The following is a 23,874-nucleotide window of genomic DNA, read 5'->3' as shown; positions in this document are numbered from 1 at the left end:
ACGAAATCTAGGAGGAACTATTCAATGAGTGTAAAAGTTGGTATTAACGGTTTTGGACGTATTGGACGCCTTGCATTCCGCCGTATTCAAAATGTAGAAGGTATCGAAGTGGTAGCAATCAATGACTTGACTGACGCTAAGATGCTTGCTCATTTGCTTAAATATGATACAACTCAAGGTAAATTCCAAGGGGACGTTGAAGTGCATGACGGCTTCTTCAAAGTTAACGGCAAAGATGTTAAGGTTCTTGCTAACCGCAACCCTGAAGAACTTCCTTGGGGAGAGCTTGGCGTTGATATCGTTCTGGAATGCACAGGTTTCTTCACAACTAAAGAAGCTGCTGAAAAGCACCTTAAAGGTGGAGCTAAGAAAGTAGTTATCTCCGCTCCAGCTACAGGCGACATGAAAACTGTTGTTTACAACGTTAACGATGACATCCTTGACGGTTCCGAAACAGTAATCTCCGGCGCTTCTTGCACAACGAACTGCCTTGCTCCAATGGCAAAAGTCCTGAACGACAAGTTCGGAATCGTTGAAGGCCTGATGACTACTATCCACGCTTACACAGGTGACCAGAATACTCTTGATGCTCCACACGCAAAAGGCGACTTCAGACGTGCCCGCGCTGCTGCTGAGAACATCATTCCTAACACTACCGGTGCTGCAAAAGCTATCGGTCTGGTAATCCCAGCACTGAAAGGCAAACTTGACGGTGCAGCACAACGTGTGCCTGTAGCGACTGGTTCCCTGACTGAGCTGGTTACTGTTCTGGATAAGAGTGTAACTGTTGAAGAAATCAACGCAGCAATGAAAGCAGCTTCCGATCCAGAAACTTACGGCTACACTGAAGATGAAATCGTATCTTCCGACATCAAGGGTATGACTTTCGGTTCCCTGTTCGATGCTACACAGACTAAGGTCCTGACTGTTGGCGACAAACAACTGGTTAAAACTGTTGCTTGGTATGACAATGAAATGTCCTACACTGCACAACTCGTTCGTACTTTGGAGAAATTCGCTAAACTGGCTCAATAATATCGATTTCATATAAGCGTAACTATAGAGCGGAAACAGACTTTCCTTGTTTCCGCTCTTTCTAAATGGATTCGTGAACGAACCAATTTTGGGTGTGGAGGAAATGTTAATCATGAACAAAAAAAGTGTCCGTGATGTAGAAGTAAAAGGCAAACGCGTATTCGTGCGTGTGGATTTCAACGTGCCAGTGGAAGACGGTAAAATCACTGATGATACCCGTATCCGCGAAACCCTTCCAACAATTAAATACCTGATCGAGAACGGTGCAAAGGTCATTCTGGCCAGCCATATGGGCCGTCCTAAAGGTGAATTCGTCGATTCCATGCGTTTGACATCCGCTGCTGTCCGTCTGTCCGAGCTTCTCGGCAAACCGGTAGCCAAGGCTGATGAAGCGGTTGGCGAAGCAGTAAAAGCGCAAATCGCTGAACTGAACGAAGGCGACGTGCTTGTGCTTGAAAACGTACGTTTCTATAAAGGTGAAGAAAAGAACGATCCTGAATTGGCTAAGCAGTTCGCAGAACTGGCTGATCTGTTCGTCAACGACGCATTCGGCGCGGCTCACCGTGCACATGCTTCCACTGAAGGTATCGCTCACTTCCTGCCGGCTGTATCCGGTCTTTTGATGGAAAAAGAATTGTCCGTTCTGGGCAAAGCCCTTTCGAACCCTGAACGTCCTTTCACTGCCATCATCGGCGGATCTAAAGTTAAAGACAAAATCGACGTTATCGACAACCTGCTGACTCTGGCTGACAACGTATTGATCGGCGGCGGCCTTTCTTACACCTTCACCAAAGCTCAAGGCTTCGAAATCGGTGAATCCCTGGTAGATAACGAGAAGCTCGAAGCTTCGCTCGGATTTATCGAAAAGGCTAAAAAACTTGGCAAGAACTTCCTGCTTCCGGTAGACGTTGTTGTAGCTGACAAGTTCGGCGCAGACGCGAATACCAAGGTAGTAGATATCAATGAAATCCCAGCAGGCTGGATGGGTCTGGACATCGGTCCTAAGACTCGCGAACTCTATGCTGATGTGATCAAGAACTCCAAGCTGGTTGTATGGAACGGACCTATGGGCGTGTTCGAAATCGACATCTTTGCTGAAGGAACCAAGGCTGTAGCTCAGGCTTGCGCAACAACCGAAGGTTATACTATCATCGGCGGCGGTGATTCCGCAGCAGCTGCAGAGAAATTCCACCTGGCTGACCAGATGGACCACATCTCCACTGGCGGCGGCGCATCACTCGAGTTCATGGAAGGCAAGGCTCTTCCTGGTGTAGAAGCACTGAACGACAAGTAAGACGTAGAAGGTAGAAGGAGGCAATCCATTACTATGAGCAGAACACCTATTATCGCCGGCAACTGGAAGATGTTCAAAACAGTTTCCGAAGCGGAAGGCTTTTTCGCTGAAGTCAAAGGCCAAGCAGAAGTGGAAGGCGTAGAAACCGTAATCTGCGCACCATTCACGAACCTGCCGGCACTGGTTGCAGCAGCCAAAGGTACTAGCATCAAGATTGGCGCACAGAACCTGCACTTTGAAGACAACGGAGCCTATACAGGCGAAATCAGCGGCGTAATGCTGAAAGACCTTGGCGTAGACTACGTGATCATCGGCCACTCTGAGCGTCGTGCATACTTTGGTGAAACGGATGAAATCGTGAACAAGAAGATGCATGCGGCATTCCGCCACGGCATCACTCCAATTGTTTGTGTAGGCGAAAAGCTCGAAGAGCGCGAAGCTAATCAGACAAAAGACGTTTGCAAAGTCCAGACCGAAGGCGCATTTGCCGGCCTTAGCGCGGAGCAGGCTGCAAGTGTAGTTGTTGCCTATGAGCCAATCTGGGCTATCGGAACAGGTAAATCGTCTACTTCCCAGGATGCTAATGAAGTTATCGCCTACATCCGTACGCTTGTAAAAGACCTGTACGATGAAGCGACTGCTGAAGTTGTGCGTATCCAATACGGCGGTAGTGTGAAGCCTGAGAATGTTACGGAGTACATGAGTCAAAGCGACATCGACGGCGCGCTCGTCGGCGGTGCCAGCCTGCAGCCTGCTTCGTTCGTTTCATTAGTTGAGGGGGCGAAGTAAGGATGTCAGCACCAAAACCCGTTGCTTTGATCATCATGGATGGTTTCGGTCTGCGTAATACGACTGAAGGCAACGCAGTTGCCCAAGCCAACAAGCCTAACTATGACCGTTACCTGAAACAGTATCCGAACACTACGCTTACCGCTTGCGGTGAAGCTGTGGGCCTGCCGGAAGGACAGATGGGGAACTCCGAAGTGGGTCACCTTAACATCGGTGCCGGCCGGATCGTATACCAGGACCTGACCCGTATCGATAAATCGATCCGAGATGGGGAATTCTTTGAGAACGAAACACTGGTTGCTGCTGTAAGAAGCGCTAAGTCAACCGGCAAGAAGCTTCACCTGTATGCGCTTGTATCCGACGGAGGGGTGCACAGCCATATCAAACACCTGTTTGCAATGCTTGATCTGGCCAAGAAAGAAGATATGCACGAAGTGTATATCCATGCTTTCATGGATGGCCGCGATGTTCCTCCTGATAGTGGACAGAAGTTCGTTCAGGAGCTGATCGCCAAGATTGAGGAAGTAGGGGTAGGCAAGATTGCTACGGTATCCGGACGGTACTTCGCGATGGACCGTGACAAACGCTGGGAACGTGTAGAGAAGGCTTACCGCGCTATGGTTTATGGCGAAGGCCCGAAATATACCGATGCCCTGCAGGCGATCACTGGATCTTACCAGAACTCTGTGTATGATGAATTTGTTGAGCCTAGCGTAATTGTAGACAGCGAAGGCAAACCGACAGCGACTGTTGAGAGCGGCGATTCCGTCGTGTTCCTCAACTTCCGCCCGGACCGTGCCATTCAGTTGTCCCAGGTATTTACGAATTCGGATTTCCGCGGTTTCGACCGGGGTCCATTGTTCCCGCAGAACCTGCATTTTGTATGTTTGACTACATTTAGCGAAACGGTTCAAGGCTATGTGGCGTATTCGCCTAAGAACTTGGACAATACGCTGGGTGAAGTGCTTGTACAGCAGAACAAGAAGCAACTGCGTATCGCGGAAACCGAGAAGTATCCGCACGTAACCTTCTTCTTTAGCGGTGGACGCGATGAAGAGCTTCCTGGCGAAACCCGTATCCTGATCAACTCGCCAAAAGTGGCAACCTATGATCTTCAGCCTGAGATGAGCGCATACGAAGTGGCGGCGGCCTGCGTAGCGGAGATCGAAGCGGACAGACAAGATGCCATTATCCTGAACTTTGCGAACCCTGACATGGTAGGACACTCCGGCATGCTGGAACCAACCATCAAGGCAGTAGAAGTAACGGATGAATGTGTGGGTAAGGTTGTGGATGCAGTCGTAGCCAAAGGCGGCGTTGCTATCATCATTGCCGACCACGGTAATGCGGATATGGTGTTTGACGAGAATGGTCGTCCGTTCACGGCACATACCACCAACCCGGTTCCTTTCATTGTAACCACCGAAAATGTTGTACTGCGCGAATCCGGTATTCTCGCAGATGTGGCACCGACTATTCTTGACCTGATGGGACTTCCGCAACCTGCGGAAATGACCGGACAGTCCATGATTGCCAGCCGTAAATAGGCAGTACCTTGCAAGACTATAACCTATATTAAAAGGAGATTAACTTACATGACTATTATTTCTGATGTATATGCACGCGAAGTCCTTGACTCCCGCGGTAACCCTACTGTAGAGGTTGATGTTTATCTGGAATCCGGCGCTAAAGGCCGCGCTATCGTTCCTTCCGGCGCCTCCACTGGCGCTCATGAAGCTGTAGAGCTTCGTGATGGCGACAAATCCCGTTACATGGGCAAAGGCGTTCTGAAAGCTGTTGAGAACGTAAATGAAATTATCGCTCCAGAAGTAATCGGTATGGACGCTCTTGACCAGGTGGGCATCGACAAATTGATGATCACTTTGGACGGAACTCCTAACAAAGGCAAGCTGGGCGCTAACGCAATTCTGGCAGTATCCATGGCCGTAGCCCGCGCTGCAGCAACAGCTTTGGATATTCCTTTGTACGTATACCTGGGCGGATTCAACGCTAAAACTCTTCCAGTGCCAATGATGAACATCATCAATGGTGGTGAGCACGCTGACAACAACATCGACGTTCAAGAATTCATGGTTCTTCCTGTAGGTGCTCCAAGCTTCAAAGAAGCTCTTCGCACAGGCGCAGAAATCTTCCACAACCTGAAATCCGTATTGCAATCCAAAGGCCTGAACACAGCTGTAGGCGACGAAGGCGGCTTCGCACCGAACCTTGGTTCGAACGAAGAAGCAATCACTACAATCATCGAAGCTATCGAAAAAGCCGGCTACAAACCAGGCGTTGACGTATTCCTCGGTATGGACGTTGCTTCCACTGAGTTCTACAAAGACGGTAAATACACACTTGCCGGCGAAGGTAAATCTTACACTTCCGCTGAGTATGTTGACCTGCTTGCTTCATGGGTTGAGAAGTACCCAATCATCACAATCGAAGACGGTATGTCCGAAGATGACTGGGATGGCTGGAAATTGCTTACTGAAAAATTGGGCGACAAAGTCCAATTGGTTGGTGACGACTTGTTCGTTACGAACACTGAGCGTCTGGCAACAGGTATCGAAAAAGGTATCGGTAACTCCATCCTGGTTAAGGTTAACCAAATTGGTACATTGACTGAAACTTTCGATGCTATCGAAATGGCTAAACGTGCTGGTTACACAGCAGTTATCTCCCACCGTTCCGGTGAATCCGAAGACAGCACAATCGCTGACATCGCAGTTGCAACTAACGCTGGTCAGATCAAAACAGGTGCTCCTTCCCGTACAGACCGTGTTGCTAAATACAACCAGTTGCTTCGCATCGAAGATGAACTGGGCGAATTGGCTCAATACAACGGCCTGAAATCCTTCTACAACCTCAAAAGATAATTCCTTTTGAGCACTGGTATACAGAGCCTGCCGATTCCGGCAGGCTTTTTTTGTCTATCTGTTCTCAATTGGTTGTATTCGCATCTTGGCTATGATAAAATTAAAATGCTGTTTATGAAACGTGAATCCCAAATTAGCATAGATAGTGATGCTTGGACGTAGGAGGTGGAAGTGAATGGATATCTTTTTGAAAGTAGTGCTCCTGATTTTTTCCGTCGGTCTGATTGCGGTCGTTCTTCTGCAAAAAGGGAAAAGCGCAGGTCTTTCCGGTGCCATCTCCGGCGGTGCTGAGCATCTCTTCGGTAAAACAAAAGCACGCGGTATGGAGCTCGTACTGCAGCGTGTAACGGTTGGACTGGCAGCAGGATTCTTCATTATGTCGATCCTTGTGGCCGTTCTGGTAGACTAGATTACTAACAGCAAGCCTTCACTCTGTTCTCTATAGAATGGGGCGGAGGCTTTTTTGTTAGGAGCCTAGAACGTATACGATTAAAGGGGCCCCGCAAAGTACCTGAGTAAGCTTTATGCCCAGGTCTGCTTTGTGGGGTTGTTTTGGAATATACAAGTTTTGCAGTTGAGAAAATTTTGTGCTGTGTTAACCGTCGGTTGATCATAAAAGGGATGCCGGGGATTGATTTCGTGTATACTAGGGTATGAGTATATAATGGTAAAATTTACTGGAATACGCACAGGCAATAGAGGACAAGACATACATATATGCCAGCGGCATACGAATGCTGCGGAGGGCCGAGGTGACGAAATTGATAACACAGGAACAATTACTGGATTTCATGCGGGAAACCGCTTATAAACCGCTCACATATGACGAACTGGTGAGCCATTTCGCGATAGAGGAGAGCGAGTCGTTCAAAGCATTCGAGGATTTGCTGCTCCTGCTGGAGCAGGATGGAAGAATGATATTGACCCGCAATGCCCGCTATGGGGTACCAGAGCGCATGGATATGGTGCGTGGACGTGTGCAGGCACATGCGAAGGGGTTTGCTTTTCTTATCCCCGATGACCGCGATCATCCCGATATCTATATCAATGCCAATGACCTGAAGGGTGCGATGAACGGCGATATCGTGCTGGTTCGCATTACATCACGTAGTCCGTCTGGCGGGCGTATGGAAGGCGAAGTCGTACGGATCGTCAAAAGAGGGGTGCTGCAGACCGTCGGTGTGTTCCAGAGCCTGGATACGTATGGCTTTGTGCTGCCGGATGACAAGCGGATTAACCGGGATATTTTTATTCCGAAGCAGTCCTTCAAAGGTGCGGTTGACGGTGAAAAGGTTGTAGTCCGTATTGTGAATTACCCGGAGGGACGCGCAGCGGCTGAGGGGGAAATCATTGAGATTCTGGGGCATAAGGATGACCCGGGTGTGGATATTCTGTCGGTGATCCGCAAGCATCAGCTGCCGGAGGCTTTTCCGGGTGAAGTGATGCATGAAGCGGAGCAGGCCCCGGATTCGATTACGGAGGACGAGATCATCCAGCAGGGACGCCGCGATCTGCGCGGTCTGAACATTGTCACCATCGATGGTGCGGACGCCAAGGATTTGGATGATGCGGTGAACGTGTCTCGTCTGGAGAATGGACACTACAAGCTGGGTGTGCATATCGCTGACGTTGGTTATTACGTACGTGAAGGCTCTGAGCTGGATAAAGAAGCTTATGACCGCGGCTGCAGCGTGTATCTGGTCGACCGGGTGATTCCGATGCTGCCGCATCGCCTGTCAAACGGTATCTGCAGTTTGAATCCCAAGGTGGACCGGCTGACGATGTCCTGTGAGATGGAATTCGACGAGCATATGAAGGTCGTGAAGCATGATGTCTTTACGAGCGTGATCCGCACCAAAGAGAGAATGACGTACTCCGATGTCCGCAAAATCGTCGAAGACGAAGATCCCGAGCTGCTGGAGCGATACAGTCCGCTGATCGACGATTTCCGTCTGATGAAAGAACTGGCGATGAAGCTGCGCGATGCCCGGATGCGGCGCGGGGCGGTCGACTTCGATTTTGAAGAGAGCAAGATTATCGTCGATGAGAGCGGCAAGGCCATAGATATCGTGAAACGCGAGCGTTCCGTGGCCGAGCAGATTATCGAGGAATTCATGCTGGCGGCCAATGAGACTGTGGCTGAGCATTTCCACTGGCTGAAGGTGCCATTCCTATACCGGATTCATGAAGATCCGGACCCGGAGAAGCTGCAGAACTTCATGGCCTTCGCGGCGAACTTTGGCTATCATGTCAAAGGCCGTGGCAATTCGGTACATCCCCGCGCCCTGCAGGATCTGCTGGAACAGATTCAAGGGACGAAGGAACAGACCGTCATCAGTACCATGATGCTGCGCTCCATGAAGCAGGCGAAGTATGATGCGGAGAGTACTGGCCATTTCGGGCTGGCAGCCGAGTTTTACTCCCACTTCACATCGCCGATCCGCCGTTATCCGGATCTTGTCATTCACCGCGTCATGCGTGAGGTCATCGAGAATGGCGGGGCGCTCACAGAGAAGCGTCATGAATATCTCTCCAGTAGGATGCCGGAAATCGCTCAGCAGTCTTCGGAACGCGAGCGTGTGGCCGTAGAAGCTGAGCGCGATACGGAACAATTGAAGAAGGCCGAGTATATGCAGGACAAGGTTGGCGAGGAATTCGATGCCATGGTCAGCAGTGTTACCAGCTTCGGCATGTTCATCGAGCTGGAAAATACCGTCGAAGGCCTGATCCGCCTCAGCGCGCTTAGCGATGATTACTATCACTTCGACGAAGCCCATATGGCGCTCATCGGGGAGCGCACCTCGAAGGTGTTCCGCATTGGCGACGAGGTGAAGATCCGTGTCGCCAAGGTCAACATGGACGACCATACGATCGACTTCGAGCTGGTCGACATGAAGCCGCGCGCGGCGGGCGAGCATCGCAGCTATGGCGGGCGTGGCGGCAAGGGCGGCCGAGCAGGCGGCGGCTTCGCCAAGCCGCTTGGTGGTAAAGCCGGCGGCGGCAAGGGCCGCGCCGCGAGTAAGGGCAAGCCCGGCAGCACTGGCGGCGCGGGCAAGGGTAAAAACGGCGGCGCAGCACACGCCGGCAAGGGCAAGCCCGGCGCGGTAGCACGCGCCGGGGAAGAGCCGCGCGCAGCGGTAGAGGCCAGCGGCGGTGCGCCGGCTGGCGGACGCGGCAAGCGCGGCGGCGGTCCGGCAGAGGCCGCGCGCCGGGCGTTCGCGGCCGTGAACCGCGGCGAGGCTGGCGGGGCCAGCGCGCCGCGTGAGCGGGACCGCAGCAGCGGGCGTGGCCGCGGCGGAGAGGCCGGAGGCGGTGCCGGGGGACGCGGCATCAGCTTCGGCTTCGGCTCCGGCAAGGGCGGCTATGGCGCCCCTACCGGCGGAGCAGAGCAGGGTAGCGAGCTGCGCGGCGTAGACGCCAGCACGCGGTTCCGCAGCCGCGAGGATCTCGGCAGCGGGCCAGCGGCCGAAGGCCGCAGCAGCGGCGGCGAAGGCAAGAGCCGCCGCAAGAAGAAAAAGAAGGGTGGCGTCTTCATTAGCCCTTCCGTGACACCGGGCAACGTGGAGCAGAGCGACAAGAGCGGCAGCCCTGAGGGCAGCGGCCGCCGCAAGAAGAAGAAAAAAACGCAAGAGTAAGCTGAATACGATATAAGGCGCTGCTTCCTGTGTGAGGAGGCAGCGTTTTTTTAAAGATAAGTATTGATATGCTTCGCATAATTAGTAATCCTTGGTGCAATTTGTTCCATTAGCGATCTTGGTACAATGGCCTGATCGGTGTCAGCACAAGAGAGGATCATCCTTCCTTGCGTTAGCATAATCGCATTTGGTACAATATAGATCTGACGTTTGACTCCGTGCAAACGGGAAATTCGATTCAAGGGGTGACTTTCATGGGTAAAAAAGCAGACGGGAAAGTGCTCGCCCAGAACAAAAAAGCTTCCCATGATTATTTTATCGAGGACACTTATGAAGCTGGCTTAGTGCTGACCGGTACGGAAATCAAGTCGCTGCGGAATGGCCGTGCTAACATTGGCGATGCTTTTGCTACCATTCGGAACGGCGAGATTCATGTGCACAACATGCACATCAGCCCTTTTGAACAGGGGAACCGCAATAATCCGACGGACCCGACACGCACACGCAAGCTGCTGATGCATAAGGTGCAGATTAGCAAGCTGCTCGGTCTGTCCAAGCAGGATGGCTACTCGATTGTGCCGCTGAAGGTGTATGTGCGGAATGGCTACGCGAAGCTGCTGATCGGCCTGGGTAAAGGGAAGAAGCAATACGACAAACGCGACACCGCCGCCAAAAAAGATGCTCAACGCGACATCGCGCGTGCGCTGCGTGAGAAACAAAAGATCGCCAGATAAGCCGATGGTGCGGCACTTCCTGGAGTTCCAGATCTACCCTTCAATTCCTTTAACCCACGTGTTAAAGTGTTGATAAGTGTGCTATACTGTGTAAGTAAGATTTTTGCTTCGTGACAGTCTTCTAATCTTAGAGACTGTGGATTGGATCTCTTTTGCTAGAAGATCCGCTTGATCCGAAGCGCCCTTTCTAATGAGGGGCCGTTCTTGGATTCGACGGGGGTAGTTCGAGCATGAGCAGCGAGTAGTGGGGACGCGTCCGCTTCATCAACGCTAAAGCCTATTAAACGGCAAACAACAAAACAACTACGCTTTCGCAGCTTAATAACCTGTGTGCGTGCTTCTACCCTGCATCGCCCATGTGACAGGGATAGGGGCTAACAAGTAGTGGGATACGCTGTCTGGTCTCCGCCTGGGGTCAGCAGAAGAAGATAATCAGGCTGACCCAACGTATAGCCGGTTACGGGGCGATACTCGGGTGACATCAAAACTGTAACTACACTCGTAGAAACTTATGTGCCGTTATCTTCGGACAGGGGTTCGACTCCCCTCGGCTCCATATGGAGTATCAGTGAAGACACCTTAATCGGTGTCTTTTTCGTTATAGGCCGGGCTTTAATGAACTTAGTTATTTGATATAATGTACTACGTTATAATAGTTATTACTGTTATAAGTTATAACTTAGAGTGTTGCGATCCTACTATAGGACGATAAAAAAAGAATGGTGTGGTCAAAGTGACGAATGATAAATCCAAAGTAACCCGTTATTCCCGAAAGATTAAGCTTGCCTAAAGCCTTGGCCGACAAGCTTAATCTTTCGCAAGGGGATGAAATCGAGCTTGTTGAAAATGACCGCGGTGAAGTAGTTTTAAAAAAAGCCCGGTTAGGCCATCTGCCAAATCAGGTTCGGCCTGAAGTACTGGAGGCATTCTTTGATATATTTGACAAGTCCGCAGCTCTACTGGAGTCAGTGGTCAAAAATCATTGCTTTTACAATGGCAATAAACGTACCGCCTATCTGGTTACAAAATCCTTCTTAATCCTGAATGGATACTATCTAAGGATGAAGCGCGAGCCTGCAGTAGAGTTCATAGTCGATATTGCCAAAAAGATTGTATACGTTGGAAAGGGCAGCTCATATGCTGAAAGAACACTCTGAAGAGAGATAATTCGTTGGGGGCATGTAAAAATACCGCACCGCATGTGGGTGCGGATTTTTTCAATTCCACGGTTTCATTTTTCAGGATCACGGTTGTGTCTCCAGCACAAGGCCTATATGTTCCTAATCCTCCCGGCCGGTTGCGCGTTGTACCTTTTCTGTTTCGGTTCTATGCTTCTTCCGGTACTGGGCCGGAGTCATTCTGTAGACCTTTTTGAAGATGGAATAAAACGTGTTGAGCGACGAGAATCCGGAATGCTGGACGATGGGCTCAATGGGCGAGTCGGAGGTGATTAACTCCTGACAGATGAAGTTTAGACGCTTCTCCGAGATTTTGTCTGTAATGGACTGGTTTGTCTCTGCTTTATATAAACTGCGGAAATAATTAACAGATAACCCCAATTGATCAGCGAGCATTTTTGCGGATAAGTTAGGATCGGTTAGTTGCTCTTCAATGAACCGATCCGCCTGCTCGATCAGAGCGGTGTTTTTGGACAGACCGCGGGCGGCCACGATGTCTTCAATCGTCTTGGTCACCAATGCTTCCATCCATGGCACCACATTCTCCATCGTCTCCTGCTGGTTGATCTGTTTCTCGATGGAGGTCAGCCCCCATGAACTGGTCAACGGCTGAACGGAGTGCTCCTGCATGAGCCGGCGTATATCCATAAACAAGGTAATCAGCGACATTTTACATTCAAAATAAGGCATTTCACGCAGCTTGACTACGGCTGAGCGTATAACTTCCAGAACCGTATCTGCATTCCCCTTGGGAAGGGCCTGAGCGATCTGTCGCTCTTTGTTCACAGGCAAGTGGTACAGTTCTCCGGGTGCATCCGGCAGCCATGCCTTCACAATGAGCGCTCTGTGTCCGAACCGGAACCGTTCCTGCGTCAGTTCATACGTCTCCATATATACCTCATGCATGTCGGTCAGGCCGGGCAGCGTCCTGCCCCAGGCAACAGTCGTTCCAACGGACAAATACTGCTCAATTAACTGCTGGGATACTTGCAGCTTCTTCACATATTCTTCGGACAACGGGACGGACAGGACAACGGCTACGTGATCGTCCCCCATGTCCACCGTTTGCAGCTTGTGCCTGGACGATTGCAGCGACTCTTGAATAATATTGGACATGGCGAACCGGAGCAGACGCCGGTCCTTCTCCGGGTAGGTCTCCGAGAATTCCGAGAAGTGGTCAATCCGGAAGATAGCCACCGACAGCTGATCCATCGGCAGGTCAATGCCCCACTCCTGAAATTGAGCACCTATTTCCTGTGCGGAATGGTAGGTCTCCCCCAGAAAATCCCGTAAAAACCTCTCTCTGCCCAAAAATTTATTAAGCCGCCATTGCTCGGTCAGCTCATTGATCTGATTATGCTGGGCTGTAAACACATTGGATAAGTAGTCCAGTTCATTGGTGTTGTATCCCAGACCGGGCTTTTCTGCCTGATGCTGCCGCATCACTCTGGTAATCAGCTCTTGAATGGGCGAGTATACCCGTTTGGAAATGAGCACGATGACGGTCAAGGAGGCGATGAACAGGGCGATGAACAAGATCAGGCTGGTGTTGCGAAGAACCGTAATTTTCCTCAGAATGACAGACTTCGGCACCGTTTCGATAAAGGTCCAATCCTGGATTCCCTTGATGGAGATACCGGTATAAACCATTAGCTGCTCTCCCTGGGTCCGGGGATGAAAGAGCTTCCATCCGCTTCCACCCTTAATCACGTGGCTCCTCAGCTCCGCAATCTGTTCCTGCTTCAAAGAAGTGCTGCTAAACACGGTCTCATCCCGGTCATTCAGCACGGCAACGGACCGGTTGGGATAATTGGAATTATCCTGAAACAGGGTCATGAGGTTCTCTGTATCTACATTCATTACGAAAGCGGAGATCGAACTGCCTCTTTCGTAAAATCTTATAATGGTCATCACCTCTTTGGGCGTATTCCCGGTAAGAGGGAGAGACAGGGTTCTTGGAATGAGCACGCTGTGATTCGCGGTAACCGGGTCCCGCAGACGTTTAATGATGTCCTGATCGTAGAAAGTTCCTGCATCATTTAGTCCGAGTCGGGAATCGACTACGGTATTCGTATAATCGTTGATGAGGTAGACCGAATCGATAGACGGATTGGAGTTCTTAATGTCCATAAGCCGGCTCCATACCTCGAAAGTTTCAAAATCGCTGTATTGATCCGACAAGGCATATACCTTAAGGGTGCTGTCATCGCTGGAGGAGAAGCTGAATTCCAGTGCCCATTCCATCAGCCGCGCGGTGTTCTGGGCGCTGTTCACCAGCAGGGATTCGGAATGATCGCCGATCTCTTCCAGAAGCGTCTTGGAGGACTGCCAATAGAGCAGCGCAAAGGATATACCCAGCACCAGAACGTTTGCACTGACAAAATAAAAAATAAGCCTCATATAGGTAGGATGCTGCTTCAACGATGCGAGGAGTGGACGTCTGAATTTCATGCTGGAACCTCCGTAATCATAACTGCCGAGCTCATAAATTGTAGATTTATTATAGCATACCGGACATTTTCGTCTTCAGAATCGGTTATTTCCGAAGTAGTGTTGTTTTTGGGAAGTTCGTAAATCTGCGCTTGCAGGATAAATTGGAGTTTTTCTGAATTGCCGTTGCCGCAGGGGCTTGATAAGGTAACGGCAGAGATAACGGGACGCAGATGCGTTTGCCGGTCTTGATGAGAGGGGGGATGTAACAAGATGCAATACCAACTTAATGCAAATAAGGGGTCTAAGCTGAAGCATATTATCCGGAATCCATTTCTATATGCGATGGCTGTACCGGGGCTGTTATTTTTTCTCGTGTTCAGTTATTTTCCTATCTACGGGATTATAATCGCCTTCAAAGACTATAATTTTGCCAAAGGCATTACGGGAAGCGATTGGGTCGGTTTTAGGAACTTCGATTACTTTTTTACTTCAGATGATTTCTGGGTCATTCTGCGTAATACGCTGGTGTTGAACATCCTGTTTATTGTGTTTACTACGGTGGCTGCGGTGATGATTGCTCTTATGTTCAATGAAATCCGCAATAAGTATTTCAAACGAGTTTCACAGTCGCTCATTTTCCTTCCTTACTTTATGTCCTGGATTGTGGTAGGAATGATCGTCCAATCCTTATTTGGCGGAGAAGAGCCGATGATTAATACCTGGCTGATGAATCTTGGGATGGAACCGGTCAACTGGATGTTTGAGTCCAAGCTTTGGCCCTACATTCTGACGGTAATCCGTGTATGGCAAGGAGCCGGTTATCTTTCGATTATTTTCCTGGCGGCGATTACCGGCATATCGGAGGATTTGTATGAGGCTGCCCGGATTGACGGGGCGTCCAAAATGCAGATTGTGCTGCGCATTACGCTGCCGCTGCTCGTTCCTACTATTATGATTATGACTTTGCTGGCCGTAGGCAAGATTTTCAATGGTGATTTTGCCATGATCTATGCCATCATTGGAGACAATTCATCGTTGTATCCGACTACCGATGTCATTGACACCTTCGTCTTCCGCTCGATGAGACAGCTGCATGACTTCGGCATGTCCTCGGCGGTTGGGCTGTTCCAGTCGATAATGGGTCTAATCTTCGTCATTACCGCCAACTGGATCACCCGAAGAGTGTCTAAAGAATCTGCTTTATTCTAGGAGAAGAACTATGAGACAGAAACAGAGCGCTGCGGATCGAACTTTTACGGGATTTGCCCATACGTTCATTTTGTTGTTTACCTTATTTTGTGTGTTTCCTTTTCTGCTGATGATTATCGGCTCTTTTACGGACGAAGAGGAGCTGATTGCCCACGGTTATACTTTATTTCCGCAAACCTTATCGCTGGATGCGTATAAGGCGGTTTTACAATCGGATGTGCTGTTCAACGGCTATGCGGTCACGATCTTTATCACTGTCGTAGGCGCATTAACCGCGTTGTGCATTTCGGCAATGCTCGGCTATTCGCTGGCTAACAAACGGAATGTCCTGCAGACACCGTTTCTGTTTTTTTGCTACCTGCCTATGCTTTTTTCCGGAGGCATCATTCCATTTTATATTGTGGTCAGCCAGTGGCTGCATTTGCAGAATACCGTCTGGGTGCTCATTCTGACGATGTTATGCCAGCCGTTCCTCGTCTTTTTGCTGGTCAGTTTCTTCCGCACCATTCCTGAGGAATTGGAGGAAGCGGCAAGAATAGACGGAGCGAATGAAATGAGGATTTTCTTTCAAATTATGATTCCGATCTCGAAGCCGATTCTGGCCTCCGTCGGCCTCTTCTATGCCCTGAGCTACTGGAATGACTGGTTTATGGGACTGATGTTCGTGGATAATGAGAAGTTGTTCCCGCTGCAGCTGATTCTGCGCCGGATGGTCTCCAATATGGAAGCGGCCAAAAATCTGATTCCCTCCGGCGCAGCCATTGCCGTGACGCCGCCTACCTATGGTATACGGATGGCGACGACCGTATTGACGATCGGCCCGATTGTCCTACTGTATCCCTTGCTTCAAAAGTATTTTGTCAAAGGTCTAACGGTAGGAGCGGTAAAAGGTTAACGAAGCATTTCCGGCATTAACCGGATTAGTCCGGGTGAATTATAGATTATTTTCCATAGACAGGGGAGGATTACGGAATGAGGTTAAAAAAATGGGTTGGCACAACGACGACAGCGGTATTGGTATCCTCACTGATGCTGGCGGGCTGCGGCGGCAATACGAAGACGGACGGCAATGAGGGAAGTTCTGGAGCGAATACGCAAAGCACTGCACCCCAAGCGAAGGAAACGGTGACGTTGAAAGCCTATTTTCCAGGGGATAAACCGAACGGCTTTGACGCTGTGCTGCAGGCGGTCAACGACAAATTGAAAGCGGATAACGTCGGAGCGGCCTTGAATGTTAATTTCTTGCCTTGGTCCGATTACGGGAATGCGGTCTCCGTGAAGATGTCTGCCGGCGAAGACTTCGATATGTATCTGGATGCCCCATGGTTATCCATGAATCAGATGATCGAGAGCAATTCTTTAATGGAACTGGATGCCGGAGTGGCGCAGCGTCCGGAGCTCAAAGCATCCATTCCCGAGGAAATGTGGGAATATAACAAATTTGGCGGCAAAATTATGGGGATTCCGCTGGGCACTACCCAGGGTCAGCTCTACGGCCTTCTAATCCGCAAAGACTTGCGCGAGAAATACGGACTTCCCGAGCTAAAAACCCTTGGCGATCTGGAGAAATTCTTGTATACGGTCAAGGAAAAAGAGAAGGATGTGAAGCCCTTCGTCATTAACGGCATCAAAGCCGATAAACTCCCGTTTATCCTGAGCGAATCTGCGAATCTGGCGCTGGATGAAGTGCTTGAAATCGGTGTCAACATGTTCGCATATTCCATCAAGGATAAGAAGGTAACCGGCCAATGGGCAAGTCCGATGATTGCCGATGGTTATGATCGCGTCACCAAATACTATAAGGACGGCATCATCTCCAAAAATATCGCACAGGAACAAAATGCAGAAACACTATTCAAGCAGGGCAAATATGCAGCTACCTATTATGCGGCGGATGGTGTAGAAGGATTGAAATATTCGGAAATGCTGCAAGACGGCAGCGACAAGCTGGAGATTTTCATTCCGAACAGGGAAAAGGCCAAGCCGTATACCGCTTTCCAGCAGTGGAATTTCCTGTGCATTCCGGCTTCCTCCAAGCATGCTGATCTGGCTCTGGATGTAGCCAATTGGTTGTCGATTAAGGAAAACCACGATTTGATGGAATACGGCATTCAAGGCAAGGACTGGGAACCGGTCGGCGATTCAAGCTATAAGGTGCTGTCCAGCTATTCATTCCCGGGCTTTGTGTTGACCTGGCGGCCAACGCTGAACCGCACGCCGGACACGATGATGAAGGATGACAAGAAGTGGTTCGACTTCTCAACCAACCCGGACAACTTCACGCTCAGTCCAACGGCAGGCTTCAACTTTAACGCTGAAAAGGTGAAGACGGAATATGCCAAAATCACTCCGCTTCACGATTCCACCTTCCTGCCGCTTAGCCAGGGCTTGGTGCCTGCCGAAGAAGGCAAGAAGATGATGGACAAAAAAATGGAAAGCCTCGGCGGACAAAAAGTAATTGATGAAATTCAGGCGCAAATCGACGTTGTCACATCAGGTAAATAACAGCATTAAAAATACTGAAAGAGGTATTTCACATGAACATAACACGCAGCGCGCAAAATCCTGTTATACGGGTCCGGGACGTTGTCCCCTCCCGCCCCGACTTTCGGGTGCTGGGTGCGTTTAATGCAGGCGTTGCGCAGTTAGGGGATGAAACGATCCTTTTACTGCGCATTGCGGAAGCGCCGATATCGGACCGGGCGGACGAGGTGCTCGTCCCCCGGCTGAATGAGGCAGGTACCGATGTACGGGTGGAGCGCTACGACAAAAACGATCCCGCCTATGATTTCTCCGACTCGCGCTTCATCGCAAAGAACGGACGAACAGTCATGCTCACTTCCTTATCCCATCTGCGGGTGGCGCGAAGCACAGACGGCAAACATTTCGAGATTGAGCCGCAGCCGACCCTGTTCCCGGAACACGCTCTGGAGGCGTGGGGAATTGAAGATCCGCGTGTGACCCAAATCGGAGACATCTATTATATTACTTACAGCTCCGCCTCGGCTCACGGCGTTGGTGCCGGACTGGCGGAGACCCGGGATTTCCGGACATTCAAGCGCCGCGGACTGATGCTGGCTCCTGAAAATAAGGATGTCATCTTATTCCCGGAAAGAATTAACGGCAAATACTATGCGCTGCACCGTCCGGTGCCGAACTCGTTCGGCTCTCCCGAGATGTGGATCGCCGAATCGCCCGATCTTGACCATTGGGGGAACCACCGCTTCCTGATGGGGCTCAGTGAACAAGGCTGGGATTCAGCCCGTATGGGGGGCGGGGCGGTTCCGATTCGAACCGAACGCGGCTGGCTGGCGCTGTACCACGGAGCGAACAGCAAGCACCGCTACTGCATGGGCGCGGTGCTGCTTGATCTGGAGGACCCGTCCAAGGTAATTGCTAGATCCCGCGTACCGATATTGGAGCCGGAGGCTGCCTATGAGGTGAATGGATTCTTCGGCAAAGTCGTGTTCTCGTGCGGTGCCCTGCTGCTGGATCAGACGGTACGCATGTATTACGGAGCTGCAGACGAAGTGATGGCAGTGGCAGATATCTCCTTGGAGGATATATTAAGTACGCTATGGTAACAAGCTGGAGGCAGTGCAAACTGCCTTCTTTCGTCCGCACAAAGGAAAGCGCTATCATTTACGGTTTTAATTTTAGAGGGACAAAGGAGTGCATGTGCATGGCTGAGAAAAAGCAAAGGTATGTAATGAGGTGGACATGTCTTGTTATGGTTTGTTCGATGATATCGTCCATATGGTTCTATTCGCCAGCATCGGCAAGCGCATCCGGGCCGGTGAGCGCTTCTCAAGAGACCGCTGAAATGAAATTGATGAAAAAACGGATGGTCGATTTTTACGTCTCCAAGGATATCATCAACGACGGCACGAACGGCCGGGTCGAATGGACCTTCAAATCACAGGCTGGCACTTACTTATCCAATCAAAACGCTAATGGAAGCTGGGGGGATGTAGATTACGCGAATACGACCTCCAGTGCCAACGGGCGCGCGTGGTCGCCTTATCTGGCCCTAGACCGGATGCAGTCGATGGCTCAGGCGTTTGCTGACCCGAAGGGTCCCTATTATCATAATGAAACCCTGCTGGGAGGTATTCAAAAGGGGCTCGACTATTGGTTTACGGTAAAACCGACTTCAACCAACTGGTGGGAGACCGGCATCGGCAAGCAATTAAGGCTGGCAAAAATTGCGGTTTTATGTGAAGGCTATTTAACTGCAGAACAAGCTTCCAATATTATCGGCACGCTGGATAGCAGCCCTAACACTGTCGATGGAGCCAATTCGTCCTGGTACAATCAGAATTATATGATCCGCGGCTTATTGCTGGAGGATGCCCAGAACGTCCGGAACGCTGTGGAAGCGTTCAACGTGCTGTCGAATGTGACGGCGACCGTGACCGGCATCCAGTCGGATATGTCTTTTTTCATGCATGGCAAAACCAATTATACGACGGGCTATGGAAGAAGCTTTGCCAGAGATATGTCATTCTGGGCGTTTATCACCTCGGATACCTCATTCTCGTACAGCAAGGCGGCGATTGATTCGTTATCATCCTACCTGCTGGATGGCACCCGGTATCTCGTGAGAGGCGATGTTGCCGATCTGGGGATGGGGATGAACGGACCGGAATGGCCGGGTTATGAGAGTTCGGCTCTAACCTTCTATGAAGATCCGCTCCAGTGGATGCAGGCGGCCAATCCGAAGCGGGCTGGGGAATTCGCGAGTTTCCTGGCCAATATCCGCAGCTTCGGCACCAGCACGGGCAACGGAATGGACGCGAACAACATGACGCAATGGCAGACGCTCGTCTCTTCCCATATGCGGGATGATTATGGAATTACGGTCAAGATGTCTTCCAAAACGGTCAAGGGCGGCGAATGGAGAACCATTAACCCCGGCGGATATAACCTGCTCTACTGGACACCGCAGGGAGCCACGGCCATTCAGAGAACCGGCGACGAATACAGAACCGTGTACCCGCTGATGGACTGGGCGCATGTTCCCGGTACGACGGCCCCCTATGTACTCACGAAGGATACGAACTTCAACAACCCCAAAACGTTTGTAGGCGGCGTAACCAATGAGCGTTATGGGGCCACCGCGTTTAACTTTAATAAGCTGAGCACAAGCGGTAAAAAAGGCTACTTTTTCTTCGATGATGAAATGGTCGCGCTGGGCGCAGGTATCACTTCGACGAATACCGCGCCGGTGCACACGACACTGAACCAAAGTCTGGCAGTAGGCGATGTGCTCGTAGACGGCGCTGTCATCCCGGACGGTACGAAGCAGGCTAACGGACGCTGGGCGTATAATGATAAGATCGGTTATGTTTTCCCGGACCCGACAGATTTTCAAGTAAAGCGGGAGACGAAGACCGGTCAATGGAGCGACGTCATCACGGGAAGCTCAACGGAGCCGATCACGAAGCCGGTTTTCTCCCTATGGCTCGATCATGGCGTGAAGCCGGTTGATGCTTCCTATGAGTATATCGTATTGCCGGATAAAACCCCCGAAGAGGTCGGCAGCTACGCGGCCGTGAACCCGATTAGTATTCTGTCCAATACGCCTTCGGTTCAGGCGGTGCGGCATAATTCTCTTGGCATTGCGGAATTGCTGTTCTATCAGCCCGGTACAGTGAAGGTAAAAGACGGATTGACAGTCACAGTGGACCAGCCGTCCATGGTGATCATTGACGAATCCGTGACACCTGTCCGCATCTCGGCTGCTAATCCCGAAACACCGGGGATTACAGTGAACGTGACGCTGAACCGGGACGGAGAAAAAACCACAACCACCTACAGACTCGGCAAGGATACGTTTACCGGCCGAAGCATGACCCTGAACGAGGGAACCTCGCTCGACGACAGAGGATTCGATCTTGCTTACAGTAAAGGAGTGACCGCTTCCTCCAGCGAAGGCAAGCAATTTGCCTCGAATGCTACGGATCTATACAGAAGCTCCTATTGGAGCTCCAGTGCTTCGGACAACGAGTGGATCTATGTCGATCTGCAGGACTATTATATGATCAATAAAGTTAGGCTAAACTGGCAAAAGGCCTATGGGAAAAGCTACAAAATTCAAGTGTCGGAGGATGCGGTCACCTGGAAGGATGTTTACACAACCTCGATGGGTGACGGCGGAATCGACGATATTTCCTTCGGTAAGGTTCGTGCCAGGTTCGTGCGGATGCAGGGCGTTCAGCAGGGCACCGGAGACGGCTACTCGCTCGCTGAATTTAACGTATTTGAAGCGGTGGCGCCCAATCTCGCGGAAGGCATGCTGGTAACGGCAAGCTCATCCAAAGCCGCCGACGTGTCTCCCGGAAATGCAGTTGACGGGTCATTGACAAGCCGCTGGGGATCTAACTATTCCGATTCGCAGTGGATCTACGTCGATCTGGGCTCCAGCCAGTCCATCGCGAAGGTCATGCTGCATTGGGAAAGTGCATATGGGAAGGAGTACGAAATCCGGGTCTCCGACAACACACAGGACTGGAAGACCGTATACAGCACCGCGACCGGAGACGGTGAAACGGACGAGATCTCCTTCGATCCGGTGAATGCAAGATACGTTCAGATGTATGGCCTGAAAAGAGCAACCACGTACGGCTACTCGCTCTGGGAGTTTAAAGTGTATGGTCCAGAGAACGTAGAAAGGGTTCCCGCCCGGCTTGAACTGGAGGCAACCCCATCTTCGGTGGCGGCTGGAGGCCAAGTATCGGTTACGGGAGCCGTCTACGACAGCGGCGATCTTCCGGTATCCGGCGTAGAGGTCGAGATCACGGCTGCACCCGGCAGCATCGAAGCTGCGAAAGCCGTAACAGACGCGAACGGCCAGTTCAAGGCGGTCTATACGGCGCCATCCGCAGCCGGTGATGTGACGATCACAGCCGTTCTTCCGGCAAGTCCGGCCGTGACAGATACGATAACCGTATCTGTGAACCAGGATGTACAAGTGCCCGCCCGGATTGAGCTTCAGACAGCGCCGTCTTCCGTGGCGGCTGGAGGCGAAGTATCGGTTACCGGAGCCGTCTACGACAGCGGCGATCTTCCGGTATCCGGCGTAGAGGTCGAGATCACGGCTGCACCCGGCAGTATTGAGCCGGTTATAGCAGTCACGGACGCGGACGGGCGGTTCAGCACATTCTTTACAGCGCCGCCTGTTGCCGGAGAAGTGACAATTACGGCAGCCGTGACCGCGAATCCGTCCGTGAGAGGGACGGCCACCGTACACGTAGACGGAGTAGTACAAGTGCCTGCCCGGATTGAAATCCAGGCAGCAACCTCTTCCGTGACGGCAGGAGGCGACCTATCCGTTACCGGAGCCGTTTACGACAACGGTAATCTTCCGGTCCCGGGTGTGGAGGTCGAAATATTGGCTTCGTCCGGCAGCCTTAAGACGGCAAAAGCCGTCACGGACGCGAACGGCCGGTTCCGCACAGTCTTTACAGCGCCGCCTTCTGCGGGAGATGTGATTATTACAGCCAGCTTGACTGCGAGTCCGGCCGTGACGGATACGATAACCGTCTCCGTAATTAAGGCCGCACCAGTACCCGTTCTTATCGAACTCCAGGCGACGCCGTCAGCTGTGACGGTCGGTGGCGATGTATCCATTGCAGGAATCGTCTACGACGGTGACAATCTTCCGGTCTCCGGCGTGGAGGCAGAAGTCACAGCTTCGTCCGGCAGCTTCAATACGGCTAAAGTGCTCACGGATGCGAATGGCCGGTTCAGCATGGTCTTTACAGCACCATCTGAAGCCGGAGAAGTGACGATTACGGCTGTCTTGACCGCGAGTCCGTCCGTTACGGGGAAAATAAATGTATCCGTTAACGAGCGTTCAAACGGCGAAAGCGGAGGTCCTCCGGGAGGTGGAGCGCCCGTGATCCCGCCGGTAACTCCAAATCATCCGAAGGATGATCCACAAGAAGGCCCGGATACGCCGGACGTTCCGGTACCCGGTCATGCCTTCGGGGATATTGGCGGTCATTGGGCCGAAGCCAATATCCTGGAAGCAGCACAGAAGGGAATCATCACAGGTTATCCGGACGGCTCGTTCCGGCCCGATCGCACGGTAACGCGCGCTGAATTCGCGGTGATGCTGGCGAATTCGCTGAAGCTTCAGAACGAAGAAGCAGTCCTGTCTTTCAAGGATGCGGACCGGATCGGGCAGTGGGCCCGGACAGCCGTTGCGCGAGCCGAAAGCTTGGGCCTTATCCAAGGGGATACGAATAGCAACTTCCGTCCAGATGCGGCCTTGACGAGATCGGAAATGGCCGTAATGCTGGCGAGAGCCTTAAACCTCATATCCGAAGCCCGCTCCGCCGGATTCGCAGATGACCGCGACATACCGGCCTGGGCTGCAGGAGCGGCAGCCGAGATGAAGAAGCTGGGGATTATGCAGGGGAAGGGCAACAACAGCTTCTTCCCGAACAATGCCGCGACGAGGGCGGAAACAGTCACAGTTCTGCTCAGGATGCTGGCAGCCAAGGAGCAGAAGTAAAATAAGTAGGGGGAATTTTCACCCCCTTCTCTGCTCAAATTCTCATAAGATCATATGTTCGTAAAAAGTGTTTGCCTCCTTCAATTCGGTATATAATAAGCTTGTTATCCAACTTGTTCCAGAGGGGATCATGATGCAGTCCCCTCTCTCCGAGCAGGCAGGAA

General features: G+C 51.3%; 15 protein-coding genes and 1 other RNA gene. 15 read left to right on the top strand and 1 reads right to left on the bottom strand.

Features of this window, described 5'->3' with window-relative positions:
- Positions 1-24: 24 nt before the first annotated feature.
- The 10 genes from gap (at position 25) to ACTJKB_RS22675 (ending at position 11,526) form a co-directional block, all read left to right on the top strand.
- Positions 25-1,035 (top strand): type I glyceraldehyde-3-phosphate dehydrogenase, encoded by a 1,011-nt coding sequence (gene gap, locus ACTJKB_RS22720; protein WP_074088731.1) that lies wholly within the window; start codon positions 25-27, stop codon positions 1,033-1,035.
- 112 nt (positions 1,036-1,147) lie between these two features.
- Positions 1,148-2,329, top strand: coding sequence for a phosphoglycerate kinase (locus tag ACTJKB_RS22715; protein ID WP_440836630.1), 1,182 nt, complete (start codon positions 1,148-1,150; stop codon positions 2,327-2,329).
- A gap of 33 nt (positions 2,330-2,362) precedes the next feature.
- Positions 2,363-3,118, top strand: coding sequence for a triose-phosphate isomerase (gene tpiA, locus ACTJKB_RS22710; protein WP_440836629.1), 756 nt, complete (start codon positions 2,363-2,365; stop codon positions 3,116-3,118).
- Between the two features lie 2 nt (positions 3,119-3,120).
- Positions 3,121-4,665 carry a 2,3-bisphosphoglycerate-independent phosphoglycerate mutase gene (gene gpmI / locus ACTJKB_RS22705; RefSeq protein WP_074103414.1) on the top strand — a complete coding sequence of 515 codons (1,545 nt, stop codon included), beginning with the start codon at positions 3,121-3,123 and terminating at the stop codon, positions 4,663-4,665.
- 48 nt (positions 4,666-4,713) lie between these two features.
- Positions 4,714-6,000, top strand: coding sequence for a phosphopyruvate hydratase (gene eno, locus ACTJKB_RS22700; RefSeq protein ID WP_036726271.1), 1,287 nt, complete (start codon positions 4,714-4,716; stop codon positions 5,998-6,000).
- Between the two features lie 175 nt (positions 6,001-6,175).
- Positions 6,176-6,409, top strand: a complete 234-nt coding sequence (gene secG / locus ACTJKB_RS22695; RefSeq protein ID WP_074088735.1) for a preprotein translocase subunit SecG — start codon at positions 6,176-6,178, stop codon at positions 6,407-6,409.
- Positions 6,410-6,761: 352 nt separating this feature from the next.
- Entirely contained in the window at positions 6,762-9,635 is a 2,874-nt protein-coding gene (gene rnr / locus ACTJKB_RS22690) for a ribonuclease R (RefSeq protein ID WP_440836672.1), read from the top strand.
- A gap of 254 nt (positions 9,636-9,889) precedes the next feature.
- Positions 9,890-10,369 (top strand): SsrA-binding protein SmpB, encoded by a 480-nt coding sequence (gene smpB, locus ACTJKB_RS22685; protein ID WP_074088737.1) that lies wholly within the window; start codon positions 9,890-9,892, stop codon positions 10,367-10,369.
- Positions 10,370-10,563: 194 nt separating this feature from the next.
- Positions 10,564-10,928: a transfer-messenger RNA gene (gene ssrA / locus ACTJKB_RS22680) on the top strand.
- A gap of 235 nt (positions 10,929-11,163) precedes the next feature.
- Positions 11,164-11,526, top strand: a complete 363-nt coding sequence (locus tag ACTJKB_RS22675; RefSeq protein WP_440836628.1) for a type II toxin-antitoxin system death-on-curing family toxin — start codon at positions 11,164-11,166, stop codon at positions 11,524-11,526.
- Positions 11,527-11,649: 123 nt separating this feature from the next.
- Here ACTJKB_RS22675 and ACTJKB_RS22670 read toward each other — a convergent pair whose 3' ends face one another.
- Positions 11,650-13,998, bottom strand: coding sequence for a helix-turn-helix domain-containing protein (locus ACTJKB_RS22670; RefSeq protein ID WP_440836627.1), 2,349 nt, complete (start codon positions 13,996-13,998; stop codon positions 11,650-11,652).
- Positions 13,999-14,250: 252 nt separating this feature from the next.
- Between ACTJKB_RS22670 and ACTJKB_RS22665 the strand changes: the two genes are divergently transcribed.
- The 5 genes from ACTJKB_RS22665 to ACTJKB_RS22645 all read left to right on the top strand — a co-directional run bounded on the left by ACTJKB_RS22665 (position 14,251) and on the right by ACTJKB_RS22645 (position 23,710).
- Positions 14,251-15,189, top strand: a complete 939-nt coding sequence (locus ACTJKB_RS22665) for an ABC transporter permease (RefSeq protein WP_440836626.1) — start codon at positions 14,251-14,253, stop codon at positions 15,187-15,189.
- A 10-nt stretch (positions 15,190-15,199) separates the two neighbouring features.
- Positions 15,200-16,084 (top strand): carbohydrate ABC transporter permease, encoded by an 885-nt coding sequence (locus ACTJKB_RS22660; RefSeq protein WP_440836625.1) that lies wholly within the window; start codon positions 15,200-15,202, stop codon positions 16,082-16,084.
- A 77-nt stretch (positions 16,085-16,161) separates the two neighbouring features.
- Positions 16,162-17,694 carry an ABC transporter substrate-binding protein gene (locus tag ACTJKB_RS22655; RefSeq protein ID WP_440836624.1) on the top strand — a complete coding sequence of 511 codons (1,533 nt, stop codon included), beginning with the start codon at positions 16,162-16,164 and terminating at the stop codon, positions 17,692-17,694.
- A 32-nt stretch (positions 17,695-17,726) separates the two neighbouring features.
- Complete coding sequence (locus ACTJKB_RS22650) at positions 17,727-18,773, top strand: glycoside hydrolase family 130 protein (RefSeq protein WP_440836623.1); 1,047 nt, start codon at positions 17,727-17,729, stop codon at positions 18,771-18,773.
- A gap of 239 nt (positions 18,774-19,012) precedes the next feature.
- Positions 19,013-23,710 carry a polysaccharide lyase family 8 super-sandwich domain-containing protein gene (locus ACTJKB_RS22645; RefSeq protein ID WP_440836622.1) on the top strand — a complete coding sequence of 1,566 codons (4,698 nt, stop codon included), beginning with the start codon at positions 19,013-19,015 and terminating at the stop codon, positions 23,708-23,710.
- The last annotated feature ends 164 nt before the right edge of the window (positions 23,711-23,874 follow it).

It is taken from the genome of Paenibacillus sp. 22594, assembly GCF_052044425.1.
Taxonomy (GTDB): domain Bacteria; phylum Bacillota; class Bacilli; order Paenibacillales; family Paenibacillaceae; genus Paenibacillus_AQ.
Note: the sequence above shows the minus strand (reverse complement) of the source record. Positions and strands in the feature narration are given on the sequence as shown.